Genomic DNA, 13912 nt, shown 5'->3' with positions numbered 1-13912 from the left:
CGGATACGAGCCTACCTCAGGTCGGACTTGAGATACCCTAAGGTCTGACCTTTGCTGAACGGTATTCTGAAGCCATTTGTATTTTCAGTGAAATTGGTATAAAGGCAGAGGATATGTCTATCCTGTTTCGGTTTGTGCCGTCGTATCTTTGCAAAGTAGAATAATAAAAGGAAGAAGGTATGAAAAAGTTATTTTTAATCCCATTGATGCTGTTGACAACACTTGTTTTCTCATCGGCATGCAGTGATGACAATCCGCTCACGGACGAACAGGAACAGACCACTCCCGAAGAAGACGACGGGAAAGAAGGTAATGAAGGAAACAACGAAGAAGGCGGAAATGTGGAGGGAGGCAATGGCAGATACCTTGTACTTTATTGCTCCCGTACAGGAAATACCGAGCGTATGGCGCAGACCATCCAGTCCACATTGGATTGCGATATGATAGTGGTAGAGCCGGAAACTCCATACGAGGAAGACTACAATGCGATGCTCGACCGTGCGCAGGCGGAACTGGATGCCATCGAACAGGGAAACTATCCTGCTATCACCACATCGGTGGAAAGTTTTGATGCGTATGACATCGTGTTCATCGGCTATCCCATCTGGTACAGCCATATTGCCACACCGATGCAGGCATTCCTGCACAACCACGCCGATTTGTTGGCTGGGAAACATATCGCCCTCTTTGCCAGCAGTGGAAGCAGCGGCATAGGCACTTCCGAAAGGGATGCGGCAGTGCTTGTCCCCGATGCCGTGTTTGAGGAATCCTTGTTGCTCACTTCAAGTACGCTGGGCAGTATGGGAACACGTATTCCGCAATGGCTGGAGAGTCTTGGCGCAAGCCGTGAAGAGCCGGATACACCCGATGCCGCATCCTTACACATCAACATTATCGTGGGCGAACAGACTATCACAGCTACGATGGAGGACAACGGTGCAGCGCGCGACTTCCTTTCTCGCCTGCCGTTGGAGGTTACATTAGAGGACTATAATAACGGCACGGAAAAGATATTCTATCCCGACCCGGAACTCAGCCTTGACGATACGCCGCGCGGTTGTACTCCGGCAGTCGGAGACATTACTATCTATGAGCCGTGGGGCAATGTCGCTATCTTTTGCCGTGATTGGTCGGAGAGTAGTTCACTCATCGAAATCGGACATATCGACGATGATGGCATCAGCCTGTTGCAAGGAACGGAGAGTGTAAACGTAAGATTTGAAAGGCAATAATATGATACGATATCTATTAACCACATTGCTTCTGTTCGGATTGCTGTCATGCAGTGGGGAAGATAAGGAAACACAACCGGGCATGTGTGCCAAGCAACGGATGGCTGCCGATGGCATCGTGCGCCTGTCGAAAATCGAAGTCTATCCGCAGTACCTCGATGAATACATAAAATATGTAACCGAGGTGGGCGAAGTTTCCCTGCGTACCGAACCGGGCGTGCTGACCATGTATGCCGTCGGCGAAAAGGAAAATCCCTGCCAGATAACCATCCTTGAAACATACGCAAACAAGGAGGCTTACAACAAGCACATAGCTTCCTCGCATTTTCAGAAATACAAGCAGGGGACGCTGCACATGGTCAAGTCATTGGAACTGACTGACCAGACACCGCTCAATCCTGCCAACCGGATTAACAACTTTATGGAGTAATATTCTCGACACATGAAAAAGATACTGTTTTGGTTATTCGTGGCAACTATGCCTGACATGGGAGGAATTATGGCACAGGAAAAGATTGCGCAGACGGTCGATGTCCACACCCACATCATCATCCCCGAATACGTGGAGGTGCTGAAAGCGCACGGAGCGGAACTGGAAGAAACCTTCCCGTTGCCCGCTTGGGATGCGGAGCGGCACATTGCTTTTATGGACAGCGCGAGCATCCGCACCGCTGTGCTGACCATGCCCGCTCCGCAACCGTATTACGACGACACGGAGGAGAGTGCCAAGTGCATCCGCCGGGTGAACGAGGTTTCGGCAAAAGTGAAACAGCAATACCCCGGCCGTTTCAAGTTCTGCGCCGCCCTGCCTCTGCCCGACGTGGATGCCGCCATCCGCGAAGCCATTTATGCGCTTGACACTTTGGGTGCGGACGGCGTGAAACTGGCGACCAACAGCCGAGGGCAATACTTGGGCGACAAGGAACTGGACCCGCTGATGGAAGTCCTGAACGAGCGGCACGCTGTCATCATCATCCATCCGCACCGCCCTACGCCTTATCCGGAGGAAATCATTGCCACCACGCCGCTAGCGATGTACGAATATCCGGCGGAGACCACCCGTGCCGTGGTGAATATGCTGTCGAGAAACGTGCTGGTGCGCTACCCGAACCTGAAAGTAGTCGTGCCCCATTGCGGCTCGTTCCTGCCGTTGGCGTTGCCGCGAATGAAATCCATCCTCCCGGCAATGGTCGCGCAGGGCTATATGCAACCGATAGACTGGGAAGGCAATCTGTCGCGCCTTTACTTCGACTTGGCGGGCAATCCGACTATCGAAGTCTTACGCTCGCTGCTCACCCTCACCACGCCTGACCATATCCTTTACGGTTCGGATTATCCTTATTTGCCAGATGCCGTACTGAAAGCCAACCTGCAACGGCTGCGGCAGACGCTGGCTTCGGATGAGGAACTTGCCGAATATGCGGACAGGTTTTTGTGGGGAATGCGGGGCGATTGTTTGAGTAGAGTGGAGAATTAGGGAGATTCCTTTGCTTCATTTCCTGATTTTTTTCTATATTCGCAAAGATAAAAGATGTAACGTTATGGATGCCGTATTAAACTTAAATTACAACCAGATACTGAGTCTGGTCAAGCAATTGCCGACACGTATGCAGTTGCGTTTGGGGCGTATTTTGACCAAAGATGCCACTGAAGCTGAGTTGGAACATTTTTTAGAGACGTTTAAGACGGATGAATTGAGTGAAGAGGATATTCTCGCGGAAGTGAAACAAGTAAGAAAGGAACGGTATGCGCGGCGCAAGAAAGAAGCGGGTCATTGTTGACACGAATTGCTGGATTAGCTTTCTGATTGGTCGAAAACTGTCTTCTCTTGTTTCTTTGTTAAGTGACGATCGTATTGACTTGGTATTGTGTGATGAATTGTTGGAAGAAATCAGAGAAGTGACACAACGTCCCAAGTTCGCAAGATACTTTCCTTTGGAGGAAGTAGAATCTCTTTTATCATTCTTACGTCTAAAAGGAATTCTGTTTGAGCCATCTCAAGATATACATATTTGCCGTGACGAAGAAGATGATTATCTGCTTGCGCTGGCAGTGGAAGCTAAAGCTCATTATCTCGTGACAGGTGATAAAGATTTATTGGTTATCAAGAAGATTACCTCTTGCCGGATTGTTGATGTGAAGACATTTGAAGAGGAAATGAAAATCTGAATTATAACCGGAACAATATTTCAAAATAATACGGGGCGAGCTTTGAAACATCTCGACCCGATGAAATATCGGTGTGGCATTGGGATGATTGGTTTGTATGTCAGCCCCTCAACTTCTGGCAGTACTCCGACGGCGTAACGCCCTCCTGTTTCTTGAACATCCGGCTGAAATGCTGGGGATATTCGAAGCCGAGGCTGTCTGATATCTGAGAAACGGTCTCACCGGAAGCCAGCCCGTTCTTGGCAAGCTGGATGACAAACTGACGGATGTGGTTACTTGCCGTGTCTCCGGTGGTCTTCTTGATGACATCGCCGAAGTAATTGGCGGACATGCACAGTTTGTCGGCGCAATACTGTACGGTGGGCAGGCCGAGGGTCAGCTGGAGCTTGTCCTCGAAATAGTCGCGGAGCAGGCGGTCGAAGCGGACGAGGATGTCGGAGTTCTCAATCTTCCGGGTGATGAACTGGCGGTTGTAGAAGCGCTGGCAGAAGTTGAGTGCCAGTTCGATGTAGCCCACGAGGATGGCGTTTTGAAGCTCGTCTGGATTCTTGCCGAGTTCCTCACGCATCTGGCGCATCAGCGAAACGAGGATATCGTGTTCTTCGTCGGTCATGTGCAGGGCTTCATTTACGCGGTAGTCGAAGAAGGAATACTCCTTGATATGTTTTTCTAAGGGGAAACCATGTAGCAAGTCGGGGTGGAACAGGAGTGCCCAGCCTGCAATCGCCACCCGTTCACAATTATCTTCCTTGCCGCCGATTTGTCCGGGAGCCACACAGAGCAGCGTACCCTTGTTATAATCATATTTGCCGCAACCATAATCTAAGTCTACATTGGCATCGTCCCGCAAGAACAGCCCGTACACACTGTAATTATTCAGACTGTGACGTATGGGTGACACTTCGGCATAATCGATAACGCTGACTAACGGGTGCTGCTCTTTGGATCCGAGGTAGCGGCCATAATCATTGACATTTCGTACTTTCAGAATCTTGCTCATCTTGTTTCCTGTTAAACCGATACAAAGATAAAGTATTTCATGACCAAAAGTTTACCTAGGCTGCACTTTCAGTAAAAATGGTATGCTTCCCCCACTTATGGTTACGATGTTCCTTCTTGTTCCGGCGTAATTTTGCATCAGATAAACTGTAAGCAAAATGGAACAGAAAGTGGAACTACCTGAAGAATTATGTACGGACGAGGCAGTATGCTTCATTGCAGACCGCCATCACGTCACACCGCAACAGCTTTTGCATTATTTCCTTGATGGGGAGGCATCCATACCCTTGGAGGCTAACGAAGTGGAGATACTGAAAGGATTGTCTGAATTGATTAAAGATGATAAGACTATAAACATAAAAACAAGATAACAATGAAGAAGAACATCGGAAATGTATTGGGATTGTACCCCACGCCCGCAGTGGTCGTGGGTACGGAAGTGAACGGAAAAGTGAACTGGCTGCTGGTTGCCCACGTGGGTATCATCGGGCACGACCTGATTATGCTCAGTATGTTCAAGAAACATTATACCAACGAGGGAGTGAAGCAGACGGGCAAGGTGTCCGTCAATATGGTGAATGAAGCGATGTTGGAACGAGCCGACTATGTGGGCTGTGTTAGTGGAGCGAAGGCGGACAAGTCGGATGTATTTGTGTATCACATGGGCGAAGCCGGAACGCCCGTCATCGACGAAAGTCCGCTGGTGATGGAGTGCGAGGTGGTGGACAACTACGAGACGGATACTTTCGACAATTTCATCTGCAAGATAACGAACACCTGCGTGGACGAGGATTGCCTGAACGAAAAGGGCAAGCCCGATTATGACAAGCTGAAACCCGTGCTGTTCGAGATGCCGAACTACACCTATCTGCGCACAGGTGAGACCATCGGCAAATGCACCAGCTTCGGGAAGGCATACAGAAAGGAGGAAAAGCAATGAAAACAAGATTTTTAGGAAAAGACAAACTGGAAGTGTCCGCCATCGGATTGGGCTGCATGGGATTCACGCAAAGCTATCCCCCGTATCCCGACCGAAAGGATGCGATAAATACCATCCGCAAGGCGGTGGGCTTGGGCGTTACGTTCTTCGACACCGCCGAAGTGTACAGCTACGGTCAAAACGAGGACTTGGTAGGCGAGGCGTTGCAGCCCGTGCGCGACAAGGTGGTCATTGCCACCAAGTTCGGTTACGACTTGTCCGAAACGCCGGACTTGACCACATCGGCACGTCCCGTCTCGCTCTCCAGCCGTCCGGAAACCATCCGCAAGGCGGTGGAAGGCTCGTTGCGCCGTCTGCGTACCGACCATATCGACCTTTACTATCAACACAGAGTTGACCCGAATGTGCCTATTGAAACGGTAGCCGAGACCGTAGGCGAACTGATAAAGGAAGGCAAGGTGCTGCATTGGGGATTATCGGAAGCCGCGCCTGCCACGGTGCGCCGTGCCCACGCCGTCTGTCCGCTGACCGCCGTGCAGAGCGAATACTCCTTGTGGTACAGGAAGCCGGAAGCGGAACTGCTGCCCACGTTGGAAGAACTGGGCATCGGCTTCGTGCCGTTCAGTCCGCTGGGCAAGGCGATGCTGACCGGGCGTTTCAACAAGGACACGAAGTTTGACAAGACCGATTTCCGCTCCGCCATTCCCCGTTTCCAAGGCGAAAACCTGAAGCACAATATGGAACTGGTGGAATATGTGGAGGCTTTGGCAAAGCGGAAAGAAACCACTCCTGCCCGTATTGCCCTTGGCTGGCTGCTGGCGCAGAAGCCGTGGATTGTACCTATTCCGGGAACCAAGCGTATTGAGCGTATCGAGGAGAACATCGGCGGTGCGGACATACAGTTCACGACCGAAGAACTGGCGGATATCCGCCGTCATTTGGACAGCATCGAGATTATAGGCGGACGCTATCCGGAAGACCAGGAGAAGATGACAGGACTTTAATCCCGGACACTTATGGAACGACGCGAATTTCTGAAGAAGTCTGCACTCGCAGCCTTGGGTACGGCGGTGGCTGGAACAGGGATAGTGCAGGCTTTCGACCACATAAACGATAACGAATCAAAGACCGGCAAGATGAAGATAGTAGTATTGACGGGCAGTCCCCGTAAGAACGGCAATTCCGCTTATCTGGCGGAGCAGTTTATCAAAGGCGCGGAAGAAAAGGGGCACGAGGTGTTCCGTTTCGACTGTGCGTTCAAGCAGGTGGAGCCGTGCCGCGCCTGCAACCGCTGTGGCATGGATGGACCTTGTATTTTCAACGATGACTTTCAGGAACTCCGTCCGCACCTGATAGATGCGGATATGGTGGTATTCGCCACGCCGATGTATTACTTCGGCATTTCGGCGCAGATGAAACGGGTGATAGACCGCTTCTATGCCATCAACGGACAAATCAAGGGTGCACGGAAGAAAGCTGCCTTCCTGATGACCTACGCTGATACCGCCAAGAAAGAGGCGGAACCGATGCTGTTGCATTACCATACGCTGATGGATTATCTCGGCTGGACAAGTGTGGGCGAAGTGGTGGCATCGGGCGTATGGACGGCAGGCAGCGTCAGGAATACGGATTATCCGCAGCAAGCCTACAAGTTGGGCAGGAGTTTATAATCCTTTATCAAAAGAAAAATGAAGAATATAATAGCAACAATCGCCCTCGTGCTGACAGGAAGTCTGTCCGCGACGGCACAAACAACAGACACTATGGATAGAATCGAAGTATGCAAGCAGAATTACCACACCCTGTTTGGCGGCGAAGCGCTGACCGGGCAAGGCACAGACCCGGAAATGATGGACATCCTCCAGAAATTCATCTTCGGCGAGGTGTTCCAGACGGGTGAACTGACGTTGAAACAACGTGAAATGATTACCTGCATCACTCTTGCCACGATGCAGACACTCCCGCAACTGAAAGCCCATGCCGGAGCAGCACTCAATGTCGATGTCACGCCCGAAGAACTGCGCGAAGTGATGTATCTCACCGCTCCGTTCATCGGCTTCCCCAAGATGCTGAATGCCGTGGCTACGGTAAACGAAGTGTTCAAGGAGCGTGGTGTTTCCCTGCCGTTGGCTAAACAGGGCACGGTAACGGAAGAAACACGTCACGAGACAGGCAAAGCCATTCAGGACAAGCAATATCCCGGCGGCGTGTCATCCGTCATGTCTGGTATGCCCGGCGATATGGGCATGAATGTAGAACAGTTCCTGACCGACTATTTCTTCGGTGAAATCTACAGTCGTGGGGCACTCGACTTGCAGACACGTGAGTTATTGGGGTACTGCGTACTGACCACCTTGGAAGCCGAGAGTCAGCTCCACTCACACTATCACGGCAACATCAATGTGGGCAACTCGCCCGAGACATTGACTGCTGCCGTTATCCAGTGCCTGCCTTACATCGGTTTTCCTGCCGCTATCAAGGCGCTGCGTATCATCAAGGAGGAATATGGGGATTTTTAGTGTGAGTCCATTCTCCCTCAGAACTCCAGTCCGGCTTCCCGGAAGTGGCGTACGAAGAAAAGAACCTGATAATGGATGGCATTTGCCCAATAAGTACCCGTGTGGCCACCGGGACGTACGTAAAAGTCGTGGGCAATGTTCAGTTCGCGCAGGCGGTGGTGTACATTCTGGTTGACCTGGTAGAAGAAGTCACTGTAACCGCAATCGATGATGAGAGCCGTCTGTCTGCCCAGGAAGGCATCAAGGGAATTGTAGACGGTGTAGTTCTCCCAGTTTTGCAGATATTCGGCGGGTGAACCCAGCTGCGTCTGCATCTCCCAGTTGTTGGGGAAGGGGCGGATGTCCAGACCTCCGCTGGTGCTGCCTGCGGCTCCGAATGTCTCGGGATGACGCAAGGCGTTCCACATGGCTCCGTGGCCGCCCATGCTGAATCCGGTTACGGCACGACCCTCACGACGGGCATAAGTGGGGTAGTGGGCATCGATGTATGCCGGGAGTTCTTTCGAGACGAACGTTTCGAACTGTACTTCGGGATGCAGCGGACTGTCCCAGTACCAGCTGCGGTCGCCGTTGGGACAGACGATGAGCAGGTGATTGTCATCCGCCATCTGCTTCAAGTCGGTGATGCCCGACCAGCTCCGTTCGTCGCCGCCATATCCGTGCAGCAGGTAGAGTGTGGGCACCTTGCCGTCTCCGTCCGGTACGAAGACCAACACGCGGATGTTCCGCTTCATTTTTTCACTAAACACTTTCAACGTGTCTACCTTGGCAGCCTGGACGGCTGTGCCCAGTCCCAGGAATAACAGTAAAATCCAGCTAAGTTGTTTCATTGTCTTTGTTTTTTGTGACAAAAGTACGTATAAATGTCCAGCTTCCATCAGAAACGGGAGGATTTGTATGCCGGAGGGAGGTTCCGTGTAAAAAGAAACCGGCCTCCACTGCACGGGGCAGCGAGAGACCGGTGTTCTTGAAGTTAAACAAATGTTCCTTATTTCACGTCAGGCATCGTATTCGTTGGTCTGGAAACGGCGGGTTGCACGCAGCAGGTGGCGCAACGAGCTGACGAGCTCCTGGGTCTCCTGCAGGATGTTCAGGTAAACATAGGAGACGGCAAGGTTGTTTTTCACATCCTGCATGCGGTTCATCTGCAACTTGCGGGTGCGTGAAAGCGATTCCTTCAGGCGGTCGCATTCGGCACGGATTTCATCCACTTCGTTGTACTTGCCTTCAGAGATGACGGTGTGCGTCCGCTTCAGCAGGTACACAAGGGTGTCGCGCAAGGGGATGAACTCTTTCACCAGTTCCATGGGCATGGGTTTGAAGTTGTTGTCCACGTGCTCTTCACAGGGTTCACAGATACGGCGCAAGCAGTACATGATCTGCTGACAGCTGTTGCTACCCAGGTGGAACCAGGTATTCTTCTCGATGGCGATGTCCTTGTCGATGCGTTGGAGACCCACCATCTCTTTCCGGCGCATCTTCTTCAACGCTCCCTTTTCCGTGCGCAAGGCACTGTCGGCACGACGCAGGGTACGCAGGTCGTCGTTGACAAAACCGTCGGTAATCTGGGTGTAAGTGTCGATGACAAAGGTCAGATAGAGCGACTGGTTGTCGGCGATGTGCTGACAAAGCAGCGACCAAGTCTCCTTCTTGTCTTTCGAGGCTACAATCTGACGGAAGAGGTCATCGGAAGTCTCTGCCTTCATCTTCTTGTTGTATTTCTTGTGGCTGTAGACCAGTCGGGCGATGGCGATGGCAATCATGATGACGATGGCAACTGCCCCACCGAAGTACATGATGAGCGTGATGGTGAAGCAGAGCAGGAAGGCGGCACCTGCCGTGATGAACCATCCGCCGATGACTGACAGCACACCGGTGATGCGGAACACGGCACTCTCACGTCCCCAGGCACGGTCGGCAAGCGACGAACCCATGGCAACCATAAAGGCCACGTAGGTGGTTGACAGCGGGAGCTTCAGCGAGGTTCCCACCGCGATGAGCAGACCGGCAAGCACCAGGTTGACCGAAGCGCGCACCATGTCGAAGGCGGCTCCGTTGGCCAGGATAATCTCATCCTGATTGAAACGCTTGCGCACCCAGTTGCGGACGGGCATCGGTGTGATGCTCATCACACTGTTGAAGGCGTTCATGGTCGTGCGGACGATGGAACGTGCCATGCGTGAAGACCCGAACATCTCGTCGCCGACATCCTGACGTGCCAGGTCAACGGAAGTTTTTACCACGTTGTGTGCTTTCTTGGAGGTCATCAGTGAAATGACCATCACGATGCCGGCGGCTGCCAGGAAGTAGACAGGCGTATGTGCCGACTCGTTGAGTGCCCCCATCATGTGCTGGGTCACGTCTCCTCCGCCGGCAGCCATATAGTCCTGGTAGGAGGAGAATCCTGCCAAAGGCACACCGATGAAGTTCACCAGGTCATTGCCGGCGAACGACATGGCCAGTGCAAAGGTTCCCAGCAGGACCACCACCTTGAAGACATCGACCTTCAGCCAGTGGAGAATCTGCATCAGCACCGTGAAGATAATCAGTCCCCCGACGATGAAGGTCATGCTGTGACCATCGATGTAGGCACGCATGTCATCGGTCATGAAGCTCATGTCGCGGATGCCTTTCACCAGCATGAAGTAGCAGATGGCTGTGGCTGCGACACCTCCGAAGAGGCCGATTTTCCATTTGAGGTGTGATTTATAATTAAAGGTAAAGAGGAGACGGGAGAGGAATTGGACGATTGTCCCGAAGAAGAAGGCGATTGCCACAGAAACGAAGATGGCGATGATGACGGAGAGCGCTTTTTCGGTGTTCATCAGGTCAGCGATGCTGAGTCCTGTCGTGTCATGGGCGAGCTTGATGATGGTCAACCCGGAAGTACCTCCCAACAGGGAGAAGACCATGGATACGGTGGTCGAGGTCGGCAGACCGAGGGAGTTGAAGATATCCAGCAGGATAATGTCGGTCACCATGACGGCGAGGAAGATACACATCAGCTCGTCGAAGAAGAACTGCTCCGGCCTGAAAATGCCGTGTCTCGCGATGTCCATCATGCCGCTGCTCATGGTCGCTCCACAGAAGATTCCGATGGCAGCGATAATCATGATGGTCCTGAACTTGGCGGCTTTGGCACCGATGGCGGAATTGAGGAAGTTGACCGCATCGTTGCTGACTCCCACCCACAGGTCAAAGACAGCCAGCATGAATAGGAAAATGACTAGTCCTAAATAAATTGTTTCCATAAAGATTTTAAGTAGTTATAAGAATCACGCTGCAAAGATATACCATCCCCAGGCAACAAACAATGTTACATATATTACATTCGTGTTACAGTTTTCGTCACATAGGAGGGGGATTTACAATAAGTTCCCGTCAGCAGGAAAGTGGAAAAGGACTGACGTTTCCATTCTTTTCGGGGTTTGCCGCTTCTGATGCGTCAGGCGGACGTCGCTTTTTCTCCGATTGACAAAGTGTCAAACGAAGGTCTCCACAGTATCCATGCTCGCACCAAAATACGAGTTGGTGGATTTCGTGGCATTCTCAGGCGATTCGCAAAATACACTTTGCTGCGGATGGACGATGAATGCTGTCCTTGTGAGCGGACAGGGGTACTCCACTTTTCACAACGGATACCTGACACGCGGTATTCCATACTTTCCGAAACCTTCCGATTTATTGACACGGCACACCTTCTGGAGAGTGAAACTCCGGATTTATTACTTCCATTTTCCAAAGATTTGACTTCCGGGCGTGAAACAATCGTGTTTGGGCGATGAAACTAATGTGTTTGACGCGGCAAACAATATTGTTTGGCTCGCGAAACAATATTGTTCCGGGCACGTTTTGTCTGTTTTCTGAAAATGAAATGTATAGTTTTCTAAAATGGAAGGCTGTTTTCGCCTCGAATGTTAATTGGATTTAGCATTTTCGCTCTGGTTTATCGAAATTGAGTCGGATATGAGTTAGCAGGAAAATGCGAATCGGGGTGTTTTGTCAAGCAAAAAGGGTTGCGGGCTGTCTTTTTGATGGACGGACCCCATCGGGTTCTCTTCCGTCAGAGGAAGCTCATCAGGAGCAGCTGGGCGATGATGACCCGCAGGAACATGCAGAAGGGGTAGACCGTGGCGTAGGACACGGCAGGGTTGTCGCCGGGGATGGTATCGTTGGCATAGTTGAGCGCCATGGGGTTTGCCATGCTTCCGCAGAGCATGCCTGTCACGGAACCGAAGTCCAGTTTCCACAGTTTGAAGGCGGCAAATGCCATGAGCATGACCGGGACAAACGTCAGGATAAAGCCGATACCGACCCACAGGAGTCCTTCCGGGCGGAAGACCGTCTCGAAGAAGTGGGCTCCGGCATCCAGCCCCAGACATGCCAGGTAGATGGCAAGCCCCAGTGCGCGCAGCATCAGGTTGGCACTGTGGGTGGTGTAGGTGACCATGTGTATGCGTGGTCCGAAGGTGCCGATGAGGATGCCCACCACGATGGGGCCGCCTGCCAGCCCCAGCTTGACGGGCAGCTCGATGCCGGGGACACTGATGGGGATGGAACCCAGGAGCAGACCCAGCGTGATACCGATGAAAATGGACACGAGGTTGGGCTCATTCAGGCTTTTCACGGCATTGCCGAGTACCTTCTCGACGTTGTGGACGGCGGGAGCTTCCCCGACGACCGTCAGGCGGTCGCCCAGTTGCAACACCAGTTCCGGGGTGGCAAGCAACTGGATGCCGGAACGGTAAATGCGGGTGATGTTGATGCCGAAGGCATTGCGCAGGCGGAGTGACCCGAGCTTTTTGCCGTTGATTTCAGGGCGGGTCACGATGATGCGTTTCGACACCATCTTGCTGTCGATGGCATCCCAGTCGATGTCCTCCTTGTTCCAGTCGGTGTTCTCTTGTTCACCGAAGAGGATGGTCAGCCCCAGTGCATCCTTGTCGGAAGTGATGACCAGCAGACGGTCGCCTTCCTCCAGCCGGGTGTCGAAGGTCGGGATGCACACGTTGCCGTTGCGCCACAGGCGGGAGATGACAAACTTGTGGTTGGTATGTTGGGCGATTTCTTTCAGGTTCTTGCCGTAGATGCCGGGGTTGTGCACCTGATAAGCGGCGATGTAGGTGTGGTTGTGGTCCTCCTTCTCCTGCACGTTGAGGTCCTGCTGACGGACGAAGAGCTTGCGGAACAGGATGAGGGCGAAGATGACGCCGACCACTCCGAGCGGATAAGTCACGGCACAGCCCAAGGCTGCTCCGCTGCTGTCCATTCCCATCTGTTTGAGTGCCTGCTGGGCGGCACCGAGGGCAGGGGTATTGGTTGTTGCTCCACACAAGAGTCCCACCATGTCGGGCAGGTTGACCGGTGTGCAATAGCAGAGGCCCAGTGCCATCACCGTGCCGACCAGCACGACGCCGGTAGCCATCATGTTCAGCCGCAGTCCGCCGGTACGGAAGGAGCTGAAGAAGCCGGGACCGACCTGCAGCCCCAGTGCATAGACGAACAGCACCAGACCGAAGCTCTCCGCATAGTTGAGCATCTGGGAGTCGATGGATATGCCGAGATGTCCTGCCAGGATACCCATGAAAAATACGAAAGTGACACCGAGTGATACGCCGAGAACACGGATCCGCCCTAGTGCGAGTCCAATGGCAGAGATGAGTGAGATGATGATGACGGCTTGCAGCGCCGAATGTTCCAATATCGTAGTGCTAATCCATTCCATGCTTACAGGAGCAATCTAGTTTACTTTGTTTGGGGCTGCAAAGATAGTATTTATTTCGCATGCATCGGGTATGAAACGGGAGAAAGGTGGCAAGGGAAGTGCCTGTTTCCTTCCTTTTTGACAGATAAAGCCGCCTGGAATCCTGACGTATTGTCAGTATTCTGTCATTTTCCGGGTGGGAGTGGCGGAGGATATCTATTACCTTATTTATATAGAGGTGGGCTGCTCTTTTTTGACCGGCGGACGGGTTTTGGCACGCGGTTTGCTTTATAGTATGCGAAGCGTTGCTTCGAGAGTACTAACACGAATAATAATAAATAAAAAAAGA

12 protein-coding genes and 2 pseudogenes are annotated in these 13912 nt (G+C 52.2%); 10 read left to right on the top strand and 4 right to left on the bottom strand.

Annotation, left to right across the window (positions count from 1 at the left end; genetic code table 11):
* Positions 1 to 179: 179 nt before the first annotated feature.
* From M3087_RS10045 to M3087_RS10025, 5 genes and pseudogenes are all read left to right on the top strand, one after another.
* Complete coding sequence (locus M3087_RS10045; RefSeq protein WP_249095438.1) at positions 180 to 1232, top strand: cyclophilin-like fold protein; 1053 nt, start codon at positions 180 to 182, stop codon at positions 1230 to 1232.
* Between the two features lie 73 nt (positions 1233 to 1305).
* Positions 1306 to 1662, top strand: a pseudogene (locus M3087_RS10040) (putative quinol monooxygenase); the annotation flags it as partial.
* Positions 1663 to 1674: 12 nt separating this feature from the next.
* Positions 1675 to 2709 carry an amidohydrolase family protein gene (locus tag M3087_RS10035; protein ID WP_249095434.1) on the top strand — a complete coding sequence of 345 codons (1035 nt, stop codon included), beginning with the start codon at positions 1675 to 1677 and terminating at the stop codon, positions 2707 to 2709.
* A 64-nt stretch (positions 2710 to 2773) separates the two neighbouring features.
* Positions 2774 to 3013 (top strand): hypothetical protein, encoded by a 240-nt coding sequence (locus M3087_RS10030; protein ID WP_022384620.1) that lies wholly within the window; start codon positions 2774 to 2776, stop codon positions 3011 to 3013.
* Complete coding sequence (locus tag M3087_RS10025) at positions 2979 to 3401, top strand: putative toxin-antitoxin system toxin component, PIN family (RefSeq protein ID WP_022384619.1); 423 nt, start codon at positions 2979 to 2981, stop codon at positions 3399 to 3401. Before M3087_RS10030 ends, M3087_RS10025 begins: the two co-directional genes overlap by 35 nt.
* A 100-nt stretch (positions 3402 to 3501) precedes the next feature.
* Here M3087_RS10025 and M3087_RS10020 read toward each other — a convergent pair whose 3' ends face one another.
* Positions 3502 to 4401: a helix-turn-helix domain-containing protein gene (locus tag M3087_RS10020; RefSeq protein WP_249095432.1), complete on the bottom strand. Its 900-nt coding sequence runs from the start codon at positions 4399 to 4401 to the stop codon at positions 3502 to 3504.
* Between the two features lie 157 nt (positions 4402 to 4558).
* Here M3087_RS10020 and M3087_RS10015 point away from each other — a divergent pair, with 157 nt between their 5' ends.
* The 5 genes and pseudogenes from M3087_RS10015 to M3087_RS09995 all read left to right on the top strand — a co-directional run bounded on the left by M3087_RS10015 (position 4559) and on the right by M3087_RS09995 (position 7859).
* Positions 4559 to 4771 (top strand): hypothetical protein, encoded by a 213-nt coding sequence (locus tag M3087_RS10015; RefSeq protein WP_022384617.1) that lies wholly within the window; start codon positions 4559 to 4561, stop codon positions 4769 to 4771.
* Positions 4772 to 4773: 2 nt separating this feature from the next.
* Positions 4774 to 5298 (top strand): annotated as a pseudogene (locus M3087_RS10010) (flavin reductase family protein); the annotation flags it as partial.
* Between the two features lie 38 nt (positions 5299 to 5336).
* The gene (locus M3087_RS10005) at positions 5337 to 6344 is read left to right on the top strand and encodes an aldo/keto reductase (RefSeq protein ID WP_249095430.1); all 1008 of its coding nucleotides are present in this window, start codon (positions 5337 to 5339) and stop codon (positions 6342 to 6344) included.
* Positions 6345 to 6356: 12 nt separating this feature from the next.
* On the top strand, positions 6357 to 7010 hold the full coding sequence (locus M3087_RS10000) for a flavodoxin family protein (RefSeq protein WP_249095428.1): 654 nt from the start codon (positions 6357 to 6359) through the stop codon (positions 7008 to 7010).
* A gap of 93 nt (positions 7011 to 7103) precedes the next feature.
* Positions 7104 to 7859, top strand: a complete 756-nt coding sequence (locus M3087_RS09995) for a carboxymuconolactone decarboxylase family protein (protein ID WP_249095426.1) — start codon at positions 7104 to 7106, stop codon at positions 7857 to 7859.
* Positions 7860 to 7876: 17 nt separating this feature from the next.
* On the opposite strand, the gene M3087_RS09990 is transcribed toward M3087_RS09995, so the two are convergent.
* From M3087_RS09990 to M3087_RS09980, 3 genes are all read right to left on the bottom strand, one after another.
* Positions 7877 to 8689: an alpha/beta hydrolase gene (locus M3087_RS09990; RefSeq protein WP_249095424.1), complete on the bottom strand. Its 813-nt coding sequence runs from the start codon at positions 8687 to 8689 to the stop codon at positions 7877 to 7879.
* Positions 8690 to 8857: 168 nt separating this feature from the next.
* Positions 8858 to 11110: an inorganic phosphate transporter gene (locus M3087_RS09985; RefSeq protein WP_249095422.1), complete on the bottom strand. Its 2253-nt coding sequence runs from the start codon at positions 11108 to 11110 to the stop codon at positions 8858 to 8860.
* 812 nt (positions 11111 to 11922) lie between these two features.
* Positions 11923 to 13584, bottom strand: a complete 1662-nt coding sequence (locus tag M3087_RS09980; RefSeq protein ID WP_022384612.1) for a putative transporter — start codon at positions 13582 to 13584, stop codon at positions 11923 to 11925.
* Positions 13585 to 13912: the final 328 nt, after the last annotated feature.

The sequence above is a fragment of the Mediterranea sp. ET5 genome (assembly GCF_023337025.1).
Classification (GTDB): domain Bacteria; phylum Bacteroidota; class Bacteroidia; order Bacteroidales; family Bacteroidaceae; genus Phocaeicola_A.
Note: the sequence above shows the minus strand (reverse complement) of the source record. Positions and strands in the feature narration are given on the sequence as shown.

Bases quoted from the DNA above. Each gene is read 5' to 3' on its own strand.
- M3087_RS10020 (WP_249095432.1), bottom strand. From the start codon at position 4,401: ATGAGCAAGATTCTGAAAGTACGAAATGTCAATGATTATGGCCGCTAC.
- M3087_RS10030 (WP_022384620.1), top strand. From the start codon at position 2,774: ATGGATGCCGTATTAAACTTAAATTACAACCAGATACTGAGTCTGGTC.
- M3087_RS10045 (WP_249095438.1), top strand. From the start codon at position 180: ATGAAAAAGTTATTTTTAATCCCATTGATGCTGTTGACAACACTTGTT.
- M3087_RS09985 (WP_249095422.1), bottom strand. From the start codon at position 11,110: ATGGAAACAATTTATTTAGGACTAGTCATTTTCCTATTCATGCTGGCT.
- M3087_RS10035 (WP_249095434.1), top strand. From the start codon at position 1,675: ATGAAAAAGATACTGTTTTGGTTATTCGTGGCAACTATGCCTGACATG.
- M3087_RS10015 (WP_022384617.1), top strand. From the start codon at position 4,559: ATGGAACAGAAAGTGGAACTACCTGAAGAATTATGTACGGACGAGGCA.
- M3087_RS10005 (WP_249095430.1), top strand. From the start codon at position 5,337: ATGAAAACAAGATTTTTAGGAAAAGACAAACTGGAAGTGTCCGCCATC.
- M3087_RS09980 (WP_022384612.1), bottom strand. From the start codon at position 13,584: ATGGAATGGATTAGCACTACGATATTGGAACATTCGGCGCTGCAAGCC.
- M3087_RS09995 (WP_249095426.1), top strand. From the start codon at position 7,104: ATGGATAGAATCGAAGTATGCAAGCAGAATTACCACACCCTGTTTGGC.
- M3087_RS10025 (WP_022384619.1), top strand. From the start codon at position 2,979: ATGCGCGGCGCAAGAAAGAAGCGGGTCATTGTTGACACGAATTGCTGG.
- M3087_RS09990 (WP_249095424.1), bottom strand. From the start codon at position 8,689: ATGAAACAACTTAGCTGGATTTTACTGTTATTCCTGGGACTGGGCACA.
- M3087_RS10000 (WP_249095428.1), top strand. From the start codon at position 6,357: ATGGAACGACGCGAATTTCTGAAGAAGTCTGCACTCGCAGCCTTGGGT.